Raw genomic sequence first — 22193 nt, forward strand, 5'->3', positions numbered from 1 at the left:
AAAAGCTCACAGGTGCATTAGATTTCAAGTTTCTCGTTTGAAGTCGTATATAAATACTGCGAAATAAGAGAAATTTGAAAGATAGTGTGTCTGTGGGCAGCTAAAATATTTTACACAAGTGCAGGGAAATAGGGCGAAATGAATTAAAAACCTTGCACTTGTATATGTAAATAATCTTATAAATGACTGAAAAATAAATATATTAGCGTTTTTCAGCAAGCCCTAAGTAATAAAGCATTGAACCATTATACCTTTGAATAAGTATGGATTTCAGAACAAACGAAATATCAAAAGCAGAAGAAATTTTTGAGCAACAACTAAGACCGGCACAATTTACCGACTTCAAAGGACAGCAAAAAATAATGGAAAACCTTAAAGTTTTTGTTAAGGCTGCAATTATGCGAGGCGAAGCTCTTGATCATGTTCTTTTGCACGGACCTCCCGGACTCGGAAAAACAACTCTTTCAAACATTATCGCAAATGAACTTGGTGTTAATATGAAAATAACTTCCGGTCCCGTACTTGATAAACCCGGTGATTTAGCCGGTTTACTTACCGGACTCGAGGAAAATGATGTACTTTTTATAGATGAAATTCATCGTTTAAGTCCTATTATTGAAGAATATCTATATTCCGCAATGGAAGATTTCAGAATTGATATTATGATTGATAAAGGACCGGCAGCTCGTTCATTACAACTGGAATTAAATAATTTTACTTTAGTCGGTGCAACAACCAGAGCAGGACTTTTGACTTCTCCTTTAAGAGCAAGGTTCGGAATAAAATTTTTACTCGAATATTATAATGCAGATGTTTTAAAAACAATTATTAAGCGTTCGTCCGGTATTTTAAATATTGAAATTAAAGAAAACGCAGCAATCGAAATTGCACGAAGAAGCAGAGGAACACCTCGTATCGCAAATGCTTTATTGAGAAGAGTTCGAGACTTTGCACAAGTTAAAGGAAGCGGAATTATTGATATTGAAATAGCAAAATACTCATTGGATGCTCTAAATATCGATAAAAAAGGATTGGATGAAATGGATAATAAAATACTTAATACCATTATCGACAAGTTCAGCGGAGGTCCGGTCGGTGTCGGAACAATAGCAACAGCTGTGGGAGAAGATGCCGGAACAATAGAAGAAGTTTATGAACCTTTTTTAATTATGGAAGGCTTCATTAAACGAACCATGCGAGGCAGAGAAGTAACCGAAGCAGCATATAAACATCTCGGAAAAATAAATTATAATAATCAAAACCAATTGTTTTAAATTATTTATTATGAAAAAACTTTTTGTTATATTGTTAATATTAAGCACTATACAAATTTTTTCTCAAACTAAAAGAAAAAAGTTTAATTTTCAAATAGGAGGAGGTCCGTCAATTCATAACTTTTATTATAACCAAATAACATTTGAAACTGAATTAAATTATTACATTAATAAATACTTTACAACTTCTTTTTCTTTTAACTATACAAAAGGAGATGTTTTCGAAATAGTATATTATGAGTATTTTCAACCAAACTTAACTTTGTTTATTTCTCCTTTTAAAAATAATCGGAAAAATGATTTTAGATTAGGATACGGAATATCTGAATTATTCTTTATTAATTTAACAAACGACAAAAAGATTCACAAAACAGGACACAATATTGTAATAGAAGACAATTATAAAATAAAAAATAAATATATAATAGGCTTAAAATTATTTGGACAAACCTATTTGCACTCTAAAAGAGAAGGCTATGAACATGGTGATTTTGGAGGATTATTAAAAATAGGAGTAATTTTTTAACATGGTATAAAATGAAAGATACTTTTGACAAAATATATAAATTCAGCATGATATTTTTATGCAAAAACCCTTAAAAGAAAAATTTTTGCTAAATCTTGAATTAACAGAACTTATGTGTGAAATGACAAGAATAAGAGTAATTAAAAAACAAATAAAATAAGCAGTTTTCAAAGAAATTTATCACGATATTTTTTCAGAAAAAGAATTTTAAGAAATACATCAAACTTTTAACTTAATATAATCAATTATGAAGAATGTTGTTTTATTTATTGTTATTATTATTACATTATCAAACAATGTTTTTTCGCAAAATAAAAAAATTAATTTATTTATAGGAGCCGGTATCTCAAATCAACTTTTTTGTTCTAAAGATTTTGTAATAGAAACAGAACTTAACTATAAAATAAATAATTATTTTTAGTAATACATCAGGAAAATGTAGTGTTTTTGGAACTCATTATATTAATTATTTTTCTGCAGATATTAATTTTTATATTTCACCTTTTAAAAATAATAAAAAAAATGATTTCAAATTAGGAGGAGGTTTTTCAGAATATATAGAATTAAGTAATAATGAATTTTTACCCGGTTATAATTTTGTTATAGAAAACAACTATTTGGTTAATCAAAAATTTATAATAGGACTAAAAGTTTTTTCTCATTATTATGAAAAAGAACGGAGAGAAGAACTAAATATTGGCGTATTATTAAAATTGGGAGTACCTTTATAGCTTTTAACTTTATACAAAAAAAATGAAACTAATTATACCGATGGCAGGAATGGGCAAAAGAATGAGACCACACACTCTCACAATTCCGAAACCTTTAATTCCTATTGCAGGAGAACCGATTGTAAAACGCTTAGCCGAAGAAATAACAAAAGTATCAAAATCAAAAGTTGAAGAAATTGCGTTTATTATCGGTCGTTTTGGAGAAGAAGTTGAACAAACACTATTAAAAATTGCAACAAATCTCGGAGCAGAAGGCAAAATATATTATCAAGAAGAAGCTCTCGGAACAGCCCACGCAATTTATTGTGCAGAACCGTCACTAAACGGAAAAGTTACGGTTGCTTTTGCTGACACACTTTTTAAAGCAGATTTTGATTTAAATGAAGAAACAGACTCAGTAATTTGGACAAAAAAAGTTGATAACCCCGAAGCATTCGGAGTTGTTAAAAAAGATGCACAAGGAAATATCACAGATTTTATAGAAAAACCCAAAGAATTTGTTTCAGACGAAGCAATCATAGGAATTTACTATTTTAAAGACGGAGAAAATTTAAGAGAAGAACTAAAATATTTAATTGAAAATAACATAAGAGGAAACAACGAATATCAATTAACCGATGTTCTTGAAAATATGAAAAATAAAGGCATCGGTTTTAAATCTGCTACGGTTACTGAGTGGTTAGATTGCGGTAATAAAGATGCAACAGTTCACACAAACCAAAGAATTCTGCACCATCTCGGAAACAAAGTTTCAAGCAAAAGCGAGCAAAACTTTTCCGTAATAATAGAACCATGTTTTATTGATGAAGGTGCAATTATAAACAATTCAGTAGTAGGACCTTATGTTTCAGTAGGAAAAAACACGATAATAAAAAACTCTGTAATCAGCAATTCAATAATACAAACTAATTGTAACATTAAAGAAGCAATCTTTGCAAATTCAATGATTGGAAACTATGTAAACATTAATAAAGAAAAAGATGATTTCAGCATCGGAGATTACAATTCAATTACCTAATTTAAAATAATATAATAATACAATGCTGAAATATATTGTATCATTGTATGTTTATTTCAACAAATAATTATTAAAAATTTGAAAAACAAACTATATATATTAGCAATATTTCTATTTATTATATCGTCATGTTCACAGCAAAAAAGCGGAATTAAAAAAGATAATAACCCTGAAAAAGACAAACAAAAATTTACATATCTTTTCAGTGAAGCAAACAAAAACAGATTACTCGGAAATCCGGAAAAAGCAGTTGAACTATACGTTTCGGCAATTGATATAAATCCTAAAAGTGCTGCATCAAATTATTATCTTGCAAGCATATTTTTATATGAAAAAAAATATAATACAGCTCTAACTTTTGCTGAAAATGCAGTAACCCTTAATTCAGAAAACATTTGGTATAATATTATTAAAGCCGATATTTTGTCCTTTCAAAATAAAACGGCAGAAGCTATTAATATTTATAATAACATTCAAAAAAAGCAACCGAAAAATGAATTGATTTATAACAGAATAATTGATATTCTTATAAACCGAATAAATTTGAATAAAATAAATTCAACAAATATTTCTGTTGTAAAAAACGATTATTTAAAACTAATTAACATTTATTCCGAAAAACAAACACATTTCGGATATGATACGGAAATTTCATATAACCTGTATAAACTTTATATGGACATTCGAGATTTAAAAAATGCAAAAGAAACACTTAATGCAATAATAAAAAATGAACCGAATGAACCAAAATATCAAGCATTACTTGCAGAATTTTACTTTTCGCAAAACGAAACAAAAAAAGCTGAAGAAATTTATAAAAAAATAAAGAAAAATTTTCCGAACGAATCTTCCGTAAAACTCTCTTATGCAATTTTCTGTAAAGTTACCGGAAAACAAAAAGAATATCTAAAATTAACCAAAGAACTATTAAGTTCTGATATAGAGCTAAATACAAAAATTAATCTGTTAATTTCCGGGCAATACCCCAACTTTCCGAAGCAACAATATGAGCAACTTATAAATGAACTTTACAAACATCATTCTGATGATTTAACAGCAAACACCTTACTTGCAGAGTATTACATTAATGAAGATAAAGAAAAAACAATACCCTATTTAAAAAAAGCAGTTGAATTAAGTAATTCCGACATTAATTTAATTTTAACATATTTTGAGATTTTATACGACACAAAAAACTTTGAATATTTATATAATGAATCAAAAAAGTATTTGGAACAATATCCTAATCTTCCGAAAATATTTCTGTATAACGGATTGTCAGCATACAAAATAGGTAAATTTAACGAAGCAATTTTTATATTAGATTCAGGTAAAGATTTAGTAATTGAAAACAATAAATTATTAGTTCAGTTTCATTACTACCTTGCCGAAAGTTTTCATGAAAAAAATGAAAATAGCAAATCAGACGAGCAATTTGAAAAAACCCTACAAATCAACCCCAAATTTTACTTAGCACTAAATAATTATTCATATTATTTGTCCGAAAGAAACCAAAATATTGAAAAAGCGTTGCAAATGGCAGAAACGTGTATCAATTATCAAAACAACAACCCTGTTTTTTGTAATACTTATGCAAAAGCACTGTTAAAAAATAAAAAATACGATAAAGCCCTTCCATTTTCCGAAAAAGCAATAAATACTATTCCCGATAATGCTGAATTTTTAGAAACTATCGGAGATATTTATTTTGCAAAAAATAAAAAAGAAAAAGCAAAGGAATTTTGGGAAAAATCTGAAGAAAAAGGAAATACATCAAAAACACTTGAATACAAACTTAAAAATATAAATAAACTCACAATTGATGAGTTATAAATGATAAAATGAAAAAAACAAACATTTTTATAATATTAACCTTACTATTTTCTTCATGCGGTATTTTTAAAAAATCGGTACAGCCGGAAGACAAGTATGATAATTCTTTTATCGAAAAAATAAAAGTTCAAACAGCACTCGATTCCATTCAAAAGCATTATCCGAAAATCGAAACCTTTTATTGCGGATTTACCGGAAACTATGAAAAAAAAGACCAAAAATTACCGCTGAAAGGATTAATTAAAATAAAAACAGATGAATTTATTTGGATTTCCGTAAGACCCGTTATGGGAATTGAAATATCAAGAATTTTAATAACACAAGACAGTATCAAAGTAATTGATAAAATAAAAAATGAATATTTTGCAGAAAACATAAACTATTTAAAATCAAAAGTCGGCTTTGAACTAAACTACGAAACTATACAAGCAATCTTTTTAAACCGGTTTTTTATTTTTCCGCCCGAAAACAAAATAGAATCATATTTTCTAATTAATGTTGAAAACAACAAAACATTAAGTGCAACCGGAATTTTTTCCGGAATGAACATAAGCCACAATACAATTTTTTCCGAAAACAACTTTATAATTTATGAAAATAATTTAAAACTGTTTAATAAAAACCAATCGTTGAATATTGCCTATTCAAACTTTCAACCTTTAAATAAAAAAGAATTTCCGAATACAATTCAAATTATTATTAAAGATGCTGTAAATTTATCAATGTTTAATATTTCTTATAAAAACATTAAAATTAACGAAACAATAAAAGCGTCCTTTAAAATACCCGAAAATTTTAAACGCGTGAAATTTGAATAAAAAAACCATCATATATGCGAGCATAATTTTTCTTTTCTTTTGTTTTTCAAAAAAAACATTTGCCCAATCTAAATTAGAAAAAGCAGAAAAGGAATTAAACAAAGCAAGAAATTTATTAAAATCTCTTGATAAAAAATCTACAAGAACATTCACAAAATTTAAAATAAGAAAAAAACAAATTGAGCTTCAAGAAAACTTATTAAAAAACATAAAAATAGAAATTAGTAACTTAGAAAAAGAAATTGAAAAAAACACCGAAAGAAAAGAAGAATTGCAAAAAGAAATTAAAAGACTTCAATCTGAATACGAAGAATTAATTTTATACGCATACAAAACAAGAAAAACCCGAGACAAAACAATGTATATTTTTTCTGCAAAAACATTCAGCCAAGCATACAGAAGATTTGTTTATTTACAATATCTCACAGAATATCTCGAGGAAACAACAAAAGATTTAGAGATAAAAAACGACAGCATTTCAATCATAAACGAACACTTAATTTCTCAAAAAGACGATAAACTTTTATTAAAAGAAAAACAAACAGACGAACTTATTCGTTTGAACGAATCAAAAAAAATACTTTCAAATATTTTAAACAACCTTCAAACAAAAAAGGCAGAATTAATTGCCGAAGTAAAAAGAAAAGAAAAAATAGCAGCATCTTTAAGAAAGTCTATTAAAAAAAATGTAGGAACAAACACAAGTGCAAAAAAAACAAAACTATCACTAAATTTCGAAAAAAATAAAGGACGTTTCCCGTTTCCCGTTAAAGGAATTATTACATCTTCTTTCGGAAAACATACTCATTCTGTTCTAAAAAACGTTCAAGTAAATAATGACGGAATTGAAATTGCCTCTGCAAAAGGCGAAAAAGTAAAAGCAATACATCCCGGAGTTATTTCACAAGTGTTAAAAATACCCGGAGGGCAAAATGCGATTATCATAAAACATGGTCAATATTATTCCGTTTATTCAAATATGCAAGATGTGTATGTAAGCAAAGGAGCAAAAGTTAAAAGAGGAGAAGCAATAGGAACCCCGAATGCAAGAATATTAAATTTTCAAATTTGGTTTCAAAATAAAAAGCTTAATCCTCAAAAATGGTTAAAATAGAACACAAAATAATATTAAGAACTTAAAATGCAAGCATATAAAAATCTAATACAAAAACTTGATATTTTTATAAAAAAGTATTATAAAATCAGGCTTATAAGAGGACTTATTTTGGCATTTACAATACTATTGTCCTTTTATTTGCTAATTTCTCTTTCCGAATTTTTCATTCATTTTTCTGTTTTAGGAAGAACAATTATTTTCTTTTTATTAATTTCTGTTTTGTCGGCAATTTCTGTATGGTTTATTATAATTCCTGCTTTAAAACTTCTGAAAATAGGAAAAATAATATCTTACAAAGAAGCTTCAAATATTATAAAAAAGCACTTTCCTGAAATAAAAGATAAACTTTTGAATGTTCTCGAACTTCATGAGCAAAATAAAGAAAGTGCTCTTGTAACGGCGGCAATAAACCAAAAAGCAGAAAAAATTAAAGTTTTTCCTTTTAAAAAGGCTGTTCAACATAAAGAAAACATTAAGTATTTGAAATATGCCGTTCCCGTTTTATTAATTTTTATTGCAATACTAACAATTTCTCCCTCTGTTTTTAAAGAAAGCACAAAAAGAATCGTAAACTATAAACAAGAGTATATTGAACCCGCTCCGTTTTCTTTTATATTGTTAAATGATACACTAAACACAAAAAGAGGAAATGACTTTACCGTAAAACTAAAAATTAAAGGAGAATATATTCCCGATGAAGTTTTTATAAACTATGCCGGAAATAATTTTTTAATGAAAACCGAGAAAAACAAAAAAACAGAACATTTTTACGAATTTAAAAACTTAAACAACTCATTAGATTTTTACTTTTCGGCACAAGACATTAAATCAGAAAACTATAAAATCCAAGTTTTGCCGTCTCCCACGGTTTTAAATTTTTTTGTAGATATAAATTATCCGGCATATACAGGAGAAAAAGATACAACTTATAATAATATAGGAGATATTGTTGTTCCGTACGGATCAAAACTAAAATGGAAATTTACAACCAAAAATGTAGATTCTCTATACTTGTTTTCAGAAAAAAACAGGATAAAAACAAAAAAGAGCAATACATTTTTTGAATACAACAAAACTATTTATAACAACTTTAAATATTCTGTTTCTGTTGCAAATAAATATTTTATAAATCGAAATCTAATAAACTTTAACATTTCAGTAATCCCCGACCTTTATCCGTCAGTTGCCGTTCAAGAATTAAAAGATACGGCAAACTTTTTTCTTTCATATTTTAAAGGAATTATTAATGACGATTACGGAATAAAAAAATTAGAATTCAAATTCAGAATTGTTCCTAAAGAAACGGAGGAAGGCGATAAATCACATAAATACGAAACAAACTATTTACAAATAAACAACAACGAATTAAAGCAAGAGTTTTATTACACGTTTGATTTTAACTCTTTAAATGCAAACGAAAACCAAATTATTCAATATTATTTTCAAATTTGGGATAACGACGGAGTTTCCGGAAGCAAATCATCTCGAACACATATTATGACCTTTAAAATACCGTCTTTCAAAGAAATTAACGAACTTGAAAATGCCGCAGACGAAAACATAAAAGAAAAATTGGACAAAAGCATGAAGCTTGCCGATGAAATCCAAAAAGATCTTCAAAAACTAAGAGAGCGTAATCTTGACGGAAATACTACCGATTGGGAAAACAAACAAATGCTTGAAAACATTCTTGAAAAACAAGACCTTCTGAAACAACTGACGGAAGAAATTGCTCGCGAAAATGAAGAAAAAAATAAAATGCACCATAAATTCAACGAGCAAGATGAAGAAATTTTAAAAAAGCAAGAAGAAATTCAAAAGCTTTTAGACGAAATAATGACTGACGAACTAAAAGAGCTAATGAAACAACTTCAAGAACTTCAGGAAAAATTCAATGAAAAAATGATGAACCAAATTCTTGAAGAAAACGAATTTTCCTATGAAGAAATGAAAGAGAGGCTTGACAGGACCAAAGAACTTTTAAAAAGAGAACAGATAGAACAAAAAATTAATAAAACAATTGACGAGCTTAATAAATTATCGGAAGAACAAAAAGAACTGTCCGAACAAACAAAAAGTAAAGAATTAAATAAAGAAGAACTAAAAAATAAACAAAAAGATATTGAGAAAAAATTCGATGAAATTCAAGAAGAATATGATAAGGCACAAGAACTGAACAAAGAACTAAAAAGTCCCATGAAACTTGATGATTTTGAAAAGCAGAAACAAGAAATACAAGAAGAGTTTGAGAAAACAAACTCAAACCTTGAAAAAGGAAAAAAAAGTAAAGCATCAGATTCTCAAAACAGCAACTCTCAAAAAATGAAAAAAATGGCTGACTCTATGCAGTCTATGATGCAGGCAAACTCCTCTCAACAACAAGGTGAAGATATTGAAAGTCTGCGAAAAATTCTTGAAAACCTTTTAACATTTTCTTTCAAACAAGAAGACCTAAAAAACAAATTTAAAAACACAAGAAATTCCGATCCAAAATATATTGAACTTTCAGGCATACAGCTGTCAATGAAAGACGATTTTACGATTATAAACGATTCTCTTAAGTCTTTGGCAGAAAGGGTTGCTCCAATATCAAAACCAATTTTAGATGAACTGTATAATATAAACACAAACCTTAGAGAAGTTCCCAAATACTTAGAAAAAAGAAAAATCGCAAATGCAAAAATACTACAAAACGAGATAATGACATCTTCAAATAACCTGGCACTGCTTTTATCTGAAATTATTAATCAAATGAAAAAACAACAAAGCGGTAGCGGCTCCGGCGGAGGAAAGTCAAAACCGAAAAAAGGAAAGCAGCAAGCAAAAGATCAAGGAATGCAAGACTTAAAAGGAATGCAAGAGGGGCTAAAAAAGCAAATGGAACAAATGCTGAAACAAATGAAAGAAGGAAAAGGAAAACCCGGAGGAAAAAGTCAAAACAAGCAATTGGCAAAAATGCTTGCACAACAAGAAATATTCAGGCAAATGATGAAAGATTTAAATGCTCAGTTCTCTTTAAGCCCCGAAACACAAAAACTCCTGAGAGAAATTGACAAATTAGCGGAAGAAAACCAAAAAGACATTGTTAATAAAAGAATAACTCCCGAACTTTTTGAACGACAAAAAAAGATAGAAACACGTTTGCTCGAAGCCGAGAATGCTGAGAACAAAAGAAAAACAGAAGACAAAAGAAAATCAACCGAAGGAAAAGACAAGATTTATAAATCTGCCGAAGATGTATTTAAAAAATCAAAAAAGAACAACTCTTTTAACGAAGACTTATACAGAAAAAACATACAGCTAAATAACTTTTATAAAAAGTTGTATGACGAATATTCAAAGTCAATCTCAAATTAATTCATTAAAATTTACCTAACTTATTATAAACCCCCAATTTAAAAACATGTTCCACGTGGAACAAAAAACAAACAGGAATGAGCATTAATTGTTTTTTCGAAAATATTGAAAGTTTCATCTTAAATAAAAATATATACTCTTGGATTTCTAAAGCAATTGAAAATGAAAATAAACAACCGGGAGAAATAAATATAATTTTTTGTTCTGACGAACACTTGCTAAAAATGAATATAGAGCATTTAAATCATAATTTCTATACCGATATTATTACTTTTGATTATTCCGAAAAAGAAATTGTTTCAGGAGATCTGTTCATAAGCAAAGACAGGGTGGGAGAGAACGCAATAAAATTTAATGTTTCTTTTGCCGATGAAATACACAGGGTAATTATTCACGGAATTCTTCATTTATGCGGATACAACGATAAAAAAGAGGAGCAAAAAGTGAAGATGCGGGAACGAGAAAACTATTATTTAGGTAAGATTAGCCAAAAACCTGTAAATCAAAAAAGAAGTGATTAATAAAACATTTTGAAATCCCCGGTATATCCGGCTTTCCGGAAGTGTTCCACGTGGAACGTTTTAAGAACACAAAAATAATAATTTAGTTTTTTAAAACCGGCTTTGTCGGTTTTCTTATATTTGCAAAAAAGATTTAAAGATGACAGATAAATATGATGTAATTGTTGTGGGTGCCGGGCACGCCGGAAGTGAAGCTGCTGCGGCATCTGCAAATATGGGCTCCGAAACCTTATTGGTAACAACAGATATGGCTGCAATTGCTAAAATGTCTTGCAATCCGGCAATAGGCGGTATTGCAAAAGGGCAAATTGTACGGGAAATTGACGCTCTCGGTGGTTACACCGGAATAGTTACAGACCGAACAAGCATTCAATTCCGAATGTTAAATATGTCGAAAGGTCCTGCAATGTGGAGCCCGAGAGCACAGTCAGACCGTGTTAAGTTTTCTGTTGAGTGGAGAGAAATGCTCGAAAAAACAAAAAAATTAAGTTTTTGGCAAGACACGGTAACGGAACTTATAATTGAAAATAATAAAGCAGTCGGGGTTAAAACGAAATTGGGTGTACGTTTTTATGCAAAAGCAGTAGTTCTGACAAACGGAACGTTTCTAAACGGTTTAATGCACGTAGGACAAACACAAATTCCCGGAGGAAGAGACTCCGATGCCGCTTCATACGGAATCTCAGAACAACTTGAAAAATATAAAATCCCCGTAAAAAGAATGAAAACAGGAACTCCGGCAAGACTTGACGGCAGGACAATCAATTTTGAAGCAATAAAAGAGCAAAAAGGAGACGAAATAATTAAAAAGTTTTCGTTTTTACCGGAAATTAAAGGAGAACTAAATCAAAGAAGTTGTTATATCACATACACAAACAAAGAATCTCATGAAGAACTAAAAGGGGGATTTAAATTTTCTCCGCTTTTTACGGGAATCATTGACGGAGTTGGACCGAGGTATTGTCCGAGCATTGAAGATAAACTCGTAACCTTTGCAGAAAGAGACTCTCACATGCTTTTTTTAGAACCCGAAGGAGAAGACACTGTTGAATACTATATCAACGGATTTTCTTCATCTTTACCTCTTGATGTTCAAATCAAAGCTCTCAGAAAAATTCCGGGATTAGAAAACGTAAAAATGTTCAGACCTGGTTATGCAATTGAATATGACTATTTTGACCCCACTTATTTAAACTTAACTTTAGAGTCTAAAAAAGTTGAAAACCTTTATTTTGCCGGACAAATAAACGGAACAACCGGTTATGAGGAAGCTGCTGCACAAGGTTTAATTGCCGGAATAAATGCACATCAAAAAATCAACAAAAAAGAAAATTTTATTTTAAAAAGAGATGAAGCATATATCGGAGTTCTTATTGATGACCTTATTAACAAAGGTGTTGACGAGCCGTACAGAATGTTTACATCAAGAGCAGAATACAGAATTTTACTGAGGCAGGATAATGCAGATGCCCGGCTCACGGAAAAATCCTATAAAATAGGCTTAGCATCAGAAGAACGCTACAAACTCATAAAAGAGAAAAAAGAACTGACAGAAAAAACAATAAGTTTTCTGAAAAAAACAAGCATAAAACCCGAGCAAACCGCAGAACTGTTTAAAAAATTAGATACGCCCGCAATGAAACAAAAAGAAAGGCTGCATAAAATCCTTTTACGCCCGCAAATAAAAATAAATCACTTAACGGAATCGTGTAAACCGTTTAAAGAGTTTGTTGATGCAAACATTATTAACAGAAAGTCAGAAATTTTAGAATCTGTCGAAATAAATATAAAATACGAAAGCTATATAGAAAGAGAAAAAAACTCTGCCGATAAGTTAAAACGTTTGGAATATGTTAAAATTCCCGAAAATTTTGATTTTAATAAATTACAATCAATTTCTACGGAAGCAAGACAAAAATTAAAAAAAGTGCAACCGAAAAATATCGGACAAGCATCCAGAATTCCCGGCGTTTCTCCGGCAGACATCAGCGCATTATTGGTATATTTCGGAAGATAAACTCGTAGAGACAGACCGGCAGCTGTCTCAATGTTAAGAAAATCCGAAAATTTTGGACGAAACAAACAACTTTAATAAACACAACATAACACACACAAGATTAAACAAATAAAAACAGGTTCCACGTGGAACATACAACTGTAATTTAAACCCGGTTAAATGAACATCCAAGAATACATAACAACAATAAACAAACGTTATCAGTCCGGCATAGCAAGAGAACATACTTACAGAACTGATTTAGAAAGTTTAATTCGAGAACTTGTTCCCGAAGTTGAAATTACCAACGAACCGGCAAACGTAACCGATTGCGGTAATCCGGACTATGTAATTACAAAAAAGAAAATACCCATTGGATTTATCGAAGCAAAGGACATAGGCAAAGACATTACAAGCAAAACCTATAAAGAACAATTCGACAGATACCGAAAAGCCCTTGACAATTTAATCATTACCGATTATATTTATTTCCGGTTCTACGACCACGGAAACCTTGTGCATGAAATCCGCATTGCTGAAATTGAAAACAATACAATAAAAGCCTTTCCGGATAATTTCGCACAATTTGAAAACCTAATACAAAACTTTTGCACCTTTATAGGGCAAACCATAAAATCAAGTAAAAAACTTGCTGAAATGATGGCAGCAAAAGCACGTCTTTTGCAAAACATACTTGAAAATGCCGTTACTTCCGATGAAGAAACACAAGAAAACACATCTTTAAGAGACCAATACAAAACTTTTAAAGACATCTTAATTCACGATTTAACACCAAAAGCATTTGCCGATATTTACGCACAGACTTTGGCTTACGGAATGTTTGCCGCACGATTACACGATAAAACGCTTGATGATTTCAGCAGACAAGAAGCCGCAGAACTGATACCGAAATCAAATCCTTTTTTGCGAAAACTATTCGGCTATGTTGCAGGTCCCGATATTGACGAAAGAATTGTAAGAACAGTTGATAATCTTGCAAATGTTTTTCTGGCAACCAATGTTGAAGAACTTTTAAAGAATTTCGGGAAAAGCACGCAAACCAACGACCCTATAATTCATTTTTACGAAACATTTTTGGCAGAATACGACCCCAAGCTCCGTAAAAGCAGAGGCGTTTGGTACACACCCGAACCGGTTGTAAATTTCATTGTGCGTGCCGTTGATGATATTCTGAAAACAGAATTTAATTTGCCCGACGGATTAGCCGATACCTCTAAAACAAAAATCAAGGTTAAAGAACAGGGTAGCAACAAAGCCGTTGAAAAGGAAGTCCATAAAGTTCAAATTCTCGACCCTGCAACAGGCACGGGAACATTTCTTGCCGAAGTAGTAAAACATATTTACAAGAAAAAGTTTAAAGCCATGCAAGGCGTTTGGAGTTCCTATATTGATGAGCATTTAATACCTCGACTAAACGGTTTTGAGCTTTTAATGGCATCCTACGCAATGGCACATCTTAAATTAGATATGCTTTTAACGGAAACCGGATACAAAGCTACCAAAAACCAACGTTTTAATATTTATCTTACAAACTCACTCGAAGAACATCACCCCGATACCGGAACATTGTTCTCAAATTGGTTAAGCACCGAAGCCAACGAAGCAAACCATATAAAACGTGATACTCCGGTTATGTGTGTAATAGGAAATCCGCCTTATTCTGTTAGTAGTTCAAATAAATCTGAATGGATTAATAATTTAATGAAAGATTATAAGAAAGATTTGAATGAAAGGAATATTCAACCTTTATCTGATGATTATATCAAATTTATCCGATATGGTCAACATTATATTGAAAAAAATGGAGAAGGTATTTTAGCTTATATTTCTAATAATAGTTTTATTGATGGAATTATTCATCGTCAAATGAGAAAAGATTTATTAGAAACTTTTGACAACATTTACATTCTGGATTTACATGGAAATTCAAAGAAAAAAGAAAAGCACCCTGATGGTTCTGCCGACCAAAATGTATTTGATATTATGCAAGGCGTAAGTATTAATATCTTTATAAAAAAATCAAAAAGCAAGAAATTAGGAAGCGTTTCTCATATTGACCTCTTCGGAAAAAGGGATTATAAATATAGTTTCCTTAATGATAATTCCATTAATTCAATTAATTGGAACATATTAAACCCTCAAAAAGAAGAATACATTTTCATTCCCCAAGATTACGAATTAGAAAAGAAGTATAAACAATTTTGTTTTGGTATTAATGATTTATTTGAAATTGGAAGTAATGGAACTCAAACTAAAAGAGATAGTTTATTTGTTGATTTTAATGTTGTTGATTTAAATACAAGAATGTTTAATTTACTATCTGATGAATTTTCCAAAGAATTTTCATTAAAGTATAATATTCAAGACTCATCATCATACCCATTATTAAGACGGATAAAAGCAAGTGACTATGACAAGGAATACATTTCAGATTATTATTATCGACCATTAGATTTTAGAAAAATATATTACGATAAACATTTATTAGGAAGACCTTTTTATAAAGTATTAAAACATGTCTATAAAAGGGATAATTTAATGCTAGTTTTAGGTAGACAAGGACAGGCAGTTGGCTCTTCAACTTGGGATTTAATATCCATTTCTAATATTATAATAGATACAAATCTATTTTACAGAGGTGGAAATATGGCTTTCCCCCTCTATCTCTACCCTGACAAAGAAACCGAAGGAGTATTTGCCGAAGAAGGCTTATCCGAAAAAGGCAGAAAACCCAACTTAAATCCGGAGATAGTTCAAAAAATTGCAGATAAAATAGGATTAAAATTTGTTGCCGAAAAAAAACCCAAATTACAAGATAATTTTGTGCAAAGCCCGGAGGCAAATTCCCCTCCTTTGGAGGGGTGCCCGCAGGGCGGGGTGGTAAAACCGGAAGTAATCACAACCATAAACAACATCCCAATAAAAAGAAATTTTGTTAAAACCCTTCCACACAACCCCAAATTAAATCAACTTGCCAAAGACAAAAGAAAAGCAGGAATATTATCAGAAGTTTTGTTCTGGAAACAGGTACACAAAAAGAAATTTCATGCAATAGATTTTGACAGACAAAGAATAATAGGAAATTATATTGTAGATTTTTATGTTAAAACATTAGGTTTGGTTATAGAAATTGATGGAAGTAGCCATAATAATAAAGAAGAATACGATGCAAAAAGACAAAAATATTTAGAGAGCTTAGGTTTGAAAGTTTATAGAATTTCAGATAACCATGTAAAAAAAGATATTAGCCAAACTATGATAGATTTGGAAAACTATATTGTTAATGAATATGGAGAAACCACCCCGCCCGCCGGGCACCCCTTCATAGGAGGAGAATTTGCTCCGATTGATATTCTGGATTACATCTACGCCGTATTACACAGCCCGACATACAGAGAAAAATACAAAGAATTTCTAAAAATAGATTTCCCGAGAGTACCATATCCGAAAGATGCAAAAACCTTTTGGCAACTCGTAAAACTCGGCGGAGAAATCCGGCAAATACATTTATTGGAAAGCCAAAAAGTAAATGAATACATCACACAATATCCGATTGATGGCGACAATAAAATCACAACAAAAATTGCAAAAAAAGACTGGGTAATAACCCAACACGGGGACACGTCCCCTTGCAAAGACACGGCTGTTACCGGCAGAATATACATCAACGAAACACAATACTTTGATAACATTCCGCTTGTTGCGTGGGAGTTCTACATAGGCGGTTACCAACCCGCCCAAAAATGGTTAAAAGATCGCTCACCTAAAAAAGGAAAAGAAGGCAGAGTCCTAACATACGAAGACATCACCCACTATCAAAAAATAATAGTTGCCCTTACAGAAACGGATAGGATTATGAAAGAAATTGATAAAATAAACATTGAATAAAGTATGATAAGTAATTGATTCTAAATGCCCAAACAACCAAACATAAAAGAACAACTAAAAAACGAAGCCCAAAAACTTCCGCGAAACCCCGGCGTATATCTTTATTACAACAGTAAAGACGAAGTTATTTATGTCGGGAAAGCAAAGAATTTAAAAAGTCGTGTAAGTTCATATTTTACAAAAGATTACGACAACAATAAAACAAAGATACTTGTTCGTCATATCGTTCGTTTTGAGTACATTGTAGTTGAAACCGAAATCGATGCTTTACTTCTTGAAAATAATTTAATAAAAAAGTATCAACCTCGCTACAACATAATGTTGAAAGATGATAAAACCTATCCTTGGATTTGCATCAAAAATGAAGCCTTTCCTCGTGTTTTTCAAACTCGAAACATTATAAAAGACGGCTCAAAATATTTCGGACCTTATACATCTGTGCGTTTGGTAAGAGTACTGACAACATTGTTCCGAAACTTGTTTTTGCTGCGAACATGCAAGCATAATTTGTCTGATGAAAACATAAAAAAAGGAAAATTTAAAGTTTGTCTTGAATTTCATATAAATAATTGTAAAGCTCCCTGTGTCGGGCAACAAACACCGGAAGATTATAACGAACAAATAAAACAAGTTCATAACATTTTAAAAGGAAACTTTAAACCGGTTAAAGATTATTTAAAACAAATAATGAAAGCCTTTGCTGAAAATTTAGAATATGAAAAAGCACAAGAAGTAAAAGAAAAACTGCAAATTTTAAAAGATTATCAAAGCAAATCAACGGTAATAACTACAACAAAAGGAAATTTTGATGTTTTCACCATTGAGTCGGACGAAAAGTTTGCCTATGTAAACTTTCTGAAAGTGGTTGACGGGGCAATAATTAATGTGCACACAGTTGAATATGTAAAAAAATTGAATGAAAAAGACCATGATATTTTACCGACGGCAATTATTGATATTATTTCTGCCCAACAATTCGGATTCAACGAAATTGATGAGCTGATTTTACCCTTTCAAATTAATTTACCGATTGATAATTTAAAAATCACAATTCCGAAAATCGGAGACAAACAAAAACTATTGGAACTTTCGCACAGAAATGCAAAATACTACAGGCTTGATAAAATTAAAAAAAGAACATTAGTTTCTGCCGACAGACGAAACACCGACATTTTGCTTCAAATGAAAACTGATTTGCGAATGAAAGAATTGCCTGTGCATATCGAATGTTTCGACAATTCAAATATTCAGGGAACGCATCCGGTAGCAGCTTGCGTTGTGTTTAAAAACACAAAACCCGCAAAAAAGGAGTATCGAAAATTTAACATAAAAACTGTTGAAGGTCCTGACGATTATGCCTCAATGGAAGAAGTAATTTACAGACGATACAAGAGATTAACCGATGAAGGGAAAAGTTTGCCGCAGTTAATTATTATAGACGGAGGAAAAGGACAATTAAATTCTGCCGTAAAAAGCTTAAAAGAATTAGACCTTTTCGGAAAAATTACTGTTATAGGAATTGCAAAACGCCTTGAAGAAATCTTTTTTGCAGGCGATAATATTCCGATGTATTTAGATAAAAATTCGATTACTTTAAAAATTATTCAGCATGCTCGAAATGAAGCTCACAGATTCGGAATAGAATTTCACAGAAACAAACGCTCGAAAACATTTTTAAATTCTGAGCTGGAAAATATTCCCGGGGTGGGGGAGAAAACAATCCAAGATTTATATAAAGTATTTAAGTCCGTAAAAGAAATTTCTGAAGCAGAATTTGAAAATCTCAGAATTGTTATCGGAAAAAAACGAGCAAAAGTAATTTTTAATTATTTTAAGGAAAAAAAAGAATCGAAATAAAAAAATGGCTGAAATTTCCTAAAAACAGTCAATTTTTCTTCTGAATGCAAAATTTTCTAAAGGTTTTAATTTGACAATAAGTAGCAGATTGTCAGAGAAATAAAACCCATTATCAAGAGCTTTAACTCAATCTCTTTTTAATATTTTAACCTTCTCTGTATAACGGGCAACAAAATCAAAACCTCCGAGACTTATTTTTTACAAAAAAAGATTTTTAAAAATTTCTGTGCTTCTTGTGTAAAAAACTAAGAGCGGTTTGTAATAAAATTATTTAGGGCTTGTTGAAAAGCTCACAGGTGCATTAGATTTCAAGTTTCTCGTTTGAAGTCGTATCTAAATACTGCGAAATAAGAGAAATTTGAAAGATAGTGTGCCTGTGGGCAGCTAAAATATTTTATACAAGTGCAGGGAAATAGGGTGAAATGAATTAAAACCCGTGCACTTGTATATGTAAATAATCTTATAAATGACTGAAAAATAAATATATTAGCGTTTTTCAGCAAGCCCTATTTAAATTCAAAATCAACATGAAATAAATCATCGTATTTTCGATTTACTTTTTTGTTTAAATATTTTGCAAAATAGAAGTCTCGTTTTTTTAATTCTGCTCCGGCAGAACTTGCATAAAGTTTTTTCAAAAAATGCCTGTTAAACACAATTCGTTTAATTTTTAAACCGTATAAATTTGCAGCGTCATCTAAATTTATAATGTATTGAGCCAAACTTTCAAAATCAATACAAATATTGTTGTTTATTTTTGAAAAACCTTCCGAATTAAAATGAATGAAAAAACGAAAAAGACCTGTTCGGTAATAAAACTTAACGGGTCTGTTTTTCTTTTTCACAGGAGTCATAAAATCTACATTTAAACCGCTTTTTCTGTCAATATAAGGGAGCAAATAACCAAAACTCCGTCTTGTTCCTTTTAAAATCTTAAAATTAACCTGCGGACAGTTATTTTCGGAAATTTTAAAAGATTCAACAATGGTATTCTGAACTTTGCAATCGGCATAAGCCTTTCCGAAAACATGATAAGCTAATGTGCCGTAAAACTTATAGTTTTTGCCCCTGTAAGGCAGTTTATAGGCTATAAACGAGCGAAAAATTTCTTCTTTATTTTCAAAAGGTTCAATTTTAATCGGAAAATAATCGAGCTGGGAATATGCAAAAACCGGAAATACAAAAAATAATGAAAACGCAATTAATTTCATAACACAAACAACTTAAATTAAAGAATTAAAAAAAGTAGCTGTGTTACATATTGTTAATTTAAGAAATTAATTTTTAACTCAGTTTTGAAAAACCGGGAAAGGTTCTCCTTTTATCCATTTCAAAAGTAAATCATCATTATGTGTAATATCTGCAATCACATAAACATTACTTTGAAAAGCATCAGAATATTCTGCTTTTTCAATCATAACATACCCGTCAATATAATTGGAATGTATAAAATAAAGCTCATTATCTTTAACGTAAATATAACCGACATGATTGCTTAAGCCTACAAAATATAAACCATCTTTTAATGCCTTTTTCATTTTTGCAAAAACAGTTTCAAGCTCCTCCGAATAACTATAACGATAAATCAATAAATTTTGTTCAGGCTCCAACGTTTTCGCTTCGTTTAATCCGGCCTGTTGTGCCATTTTATATCGATTTACTTTTATTCCCATGTGCCTCAATGTTGTTGAAACAAAATAGCCGCAAGCAATAACTCCTTTGTTCGGCGTGTTTGTGTAACCGTCAAAATCCCAAACCGTTCCGTACCAAAACGGAATAATTTTATTAACTAACTGATTCGTAAAATGTTGACGAGCATCATCTAAAATTGAATCTTTTTTCTTTTTGTTGCTTAAGTCGGAAAGCTCCTGAAAATATTTTAAACGCCGGATGTTTATTTGCTGTTTAATATCGCTATAGTTTCCCGAAGGAAAAAAAACAATTCCGACTGCCGAAGAGTCTAATACAAATATTGTTTCAGAAAAAACAGGAATACTGTCTGTATTAAGAGAATCTTTATTTTTTGGGTTTTGTGCAGAGTTGTTTTGATTGCAAGAAACAAACAAAAGGAAAAATAAAAGAAAAAGGTTTATTAATTTCATAATCAAAACAAACAAGGTTTTATTTAAACAATAAATCGACATGAAATATTGCCCAAAAAAACAAAACTCTGTTTGTTAAACAAATTTTTTCTTCACAATCAAATTTCTTTTAATTTTGCCTCTGCCGTAACAGATTGCTTTGCAAACTTATTCTGTAAAAATTTATGGTATGCAGTTATGGCAATCATTGCTGCATTATCTGTTGTATATTTAAACTCGGGAATATGTAATTTCCAATTATTTATTTTAGCCTCTTCTTTTAACCTTTCCCGTAATCCTGAATTTGCAGAAACACCCCCGGCAATAGCAATTTCTTTAATTCCTGTTTTTTTTACCGCATTTTTCAGTTTATCTGTTAAAATATCAATTATTGTAAATTGAATCGAGGCACAAATATCATTTAAATTTTCTTTAACAAAACTCGGATTCTTTTTTACCTCATCTCGCAGAAAATACAAAATAGCCGTTTTTAACCCACTGAAACTGAACTGTAAATCTCCGACCTTCGGTTTTGTAAATTTAAATTTACCGGCATTACCTTTTTTTGCATACTTGTCTATTAAAGGCCCGCCCGGATAAGGCAAGCCCATAATTTTTGCACTTTTATCAAAAGCTTCTCCTGCAGCATCATCAATCGTTTCGCCAATTATTTCTTTTTCGAAAAAACTTCTTACTACAATAATTTGTGTATGTCCGCCGGAAACCAGTAAAGCTATAAAAGGAAAACTCGGGTTTTCGTGTTGCACACCTTTTTCTTTTAAAAACAAAGCAGAAATATGACCGTGTAAATGGTTTACGGCAATTAACGGAATATTGTTTGCCAATGCAAAACCTTTTGCAAAAGAAATTCCTACCAATAAAGAACCAAGCAATCCGGGACCTCTGGTAAAAGCAATTGCACTTATGTCAGAAATGTTAATCCCGGCTTCTTCTATCGCCAAATTTACAACAGGAACAATATTTGCCTGATGTGCTCTTGATGCAAGCTCCGGAACCACTCCTCCGTATTTTTTATGAACATCTTGGTTGGCTGTTACATTTGACAGCAACCACCCGTCTTGAATAACGGCAGCAGATGTATCATCACAAGAAGATTCTATTGCTAAAATTGTTTTCATATTTCGATTTTAATAT

Annotated in this window: 15 protein-coding genes; 12 read left to right on the top strand and 3 right to left on the bottom strand. The window is 30.8% G+C overall.

The genetic code is table 11. The features are described 5' to 3' along the window. The first annotated feature begins 263 nt into the window (after positions 1 to 263). The 12 genes from ruvB (at position 264) to uvrC (ending at position 18957) form a co-directional block, all read left to right on the top strand. A complete protein-coding gene (ruvB, locus tag L3J35_06615) occupies positions 264 to 1274 on the top strand; it encodes a Holliday junction branch migration DNA helicase RuvB (GenBank protein MCF6365861.1) in 1011 nt (336 codons plus the stop codon). Positions 1275 to 1284: 10 nt separating this feature from the next. After that, positions 1285 to 1800 carry a hypothetical protein gene (locus L3J35_06620; protein ID MCF6365862.1) on the top strand — a complete coding sequence of 172 codons (516 nt, stop codon included), beginning with the start codon at positions 1285 to 1287 and terminating at the stop codon, positions 1798 to 1800. A 247-nt stretch (positions 1801 to 2047) separates the two neighbouring features. After that, complete coding sequence (locus L3J35_06625) at positions 2048 to 2221, top strand: hypothetical protein (protein ID MCF6365863.1); 174 nt, start codon at positions 2048 to 2050, stop codon at positions 2219 to 2221. Positions 2222 to 2553: 332 nt separating this feature from the next. Then, positions 2554 to 3549, top strand: coding sequence for a hypothetical protein (locus L3J35_06630; protein ID MCF6365864.1), 996 nt, complete (start codon positions 2554 to 2556; stop codon positions 3547 to 3549). A gap of 78 nt (positions 3550 to 3627) precedes the next feature. After that, the gene (locus tag L3J35_06635; GenBank protein MCF6365865.1) at positions 3628 to 5382 is read left to right on the top strand and encodes a tetratricopeptide repeat protein; all 1755 of its coding nucleotides are present in this window, start codon (positions 3628 to 3630) and stop codon (positions 5380 to 5382) included. Between the two features lie 8 nt (positions 5383 to 5390). Beyond that, positions 5391 to 6200, top strand: coding sequence for a DUF4292 domain-containing protein (locus L3J35_06640; protein ID MCF6365866.1), 810 nt, complete (start codon positions 5391 to 5393; stop codon positions 6198 to 6200). Then, positions 6193 to 7314: a peptidoglycan DD-metalloendopeptidase family protein gene (locus tag L3J35_06645; GenBank protein ID MCF6365867.1), complete on the top strand. Its 1122-nt coding sequence runs from the start codon at positions 6193 to 6195 to the stop codon at positions 7312 to 7314. Before L3J35_06640 ends, L3J35_06645 begins: the two co-directional genes overlap by 8 nt. 27 nt (positions 7315 to 7341) lie before the next feature. After that, positions 7342 to 10674 carry a hypothetical protein gene (locus tag L3J35_06650; protein ID MCF6365868.1) on the top strand — a complete coding sequence of 1111 codons (3333 nt, stop codon included), beginning with the start codon at positions 7342 to 7344 and terminating at the stop codon, positions 10672 to 10674. A gap of 77 nt (positions 10675 to 10751) precedes the next feature. Beyond that, the gene (gene ybeY, locus L3J35_06655) at positions 10752 to 11195 is read left to right on the top strand and encodes an rRNA maturation RNase YbeY (GenBank protein MCF6365869.1); all 444 of its coding nucleotides are present in this window, start codon (positions 10752 to 10754) and stop codon (positions 11193 to 11195) included. A gap of 139 nt (positions 11196 to 11334) precedes the next feature. Next, complete coding sequence (gene mnmG / locus L3J35_06660; protein ID MCF6365870.1) at positions 11335 to 13212, top strand: tRNA uridine-5-carboxymethylaminomethyl(34) synthesis enzyme MnmG; 1878 nt, start codon at positions 11335 to 11337, stop codon at positions 13210 to 13212. Between the two features lie 159 nt (positions 13213 to 13371). After that, entirely contained in the window at positions 13372 to 17100 is a 3729-nt protein-coding gene (locus L3J35_06665) for a DUF559 domain-containing protein (protein ID MCF6365871.1), read from the top strand. 24 nt (positions 17101 to 17124) lie between these two features. Continuing rightward, entirely contained in the window at positions 17125 to 18957 is a 1833-nt protein-coding gene (uvrC, locus tag L3J35_06670; protein ID MCF6365872.1) for an excinuclease ABC subunit UvrC, read from the top strand. A gap of 506 nt (positions 18958 to 19463) precedes the next feature. On the opposite strand, the gene L3J35_06675 is transcribed toward uvrC, so the two are convergent. The 3 genes from L3J35_06675 to tsaD form a co-directional block, all read right to left on the bottom strand. Further along, positions 19464 to 20168 carry a hypothetical protein gene (locus L3J35_06675; protein ID MCF6365873.1) on the bottom strand — a complete coding sequence of 235 codons (705 nt, stop codon included), beginning with the start codon at positions 20166 to 20168 and terminating at the stop codon, positions 19464 to 19466. Positions 20169 to 20246: 78 nt separating this feature from the next. Next, on the bottom strand, positions 20247 to 21059 hold the full coding sequence (locus L3J35_06680) for a hypothetical protein (GenBank protein MCF6365874.1): 813 nt from the start codon (positions 21057 to 21059) through the stop codon (positions 20247 to 20249). Between the two features lie 98 nt (positions 21060 to 21157). Then, positions 21158 to 22177 (bottom strand): tRNA (adenosine(37)-N6)-threonylcarbamoyltransferase complex transferase subunit TsaD, encoded by a 1020-nt coding sequence (gene tsaD / locus L3J35_06685; GenBank protein ID MCF6365875.1) that lies wholly within the window; start codon positions 22175 to 22177, stop codon positions 21158 to 21160. Positions 22178 to 22193 lie beyond the last annotated feature (16 nt).

Source organism: Bacteroidales bacterium (assembly GCA_021648725.1).
Classification (GTDB): Bacteria; Bacteroidota; Bacteroidia; order Bacteroidales; family JAADGE01; genus JAADGE01.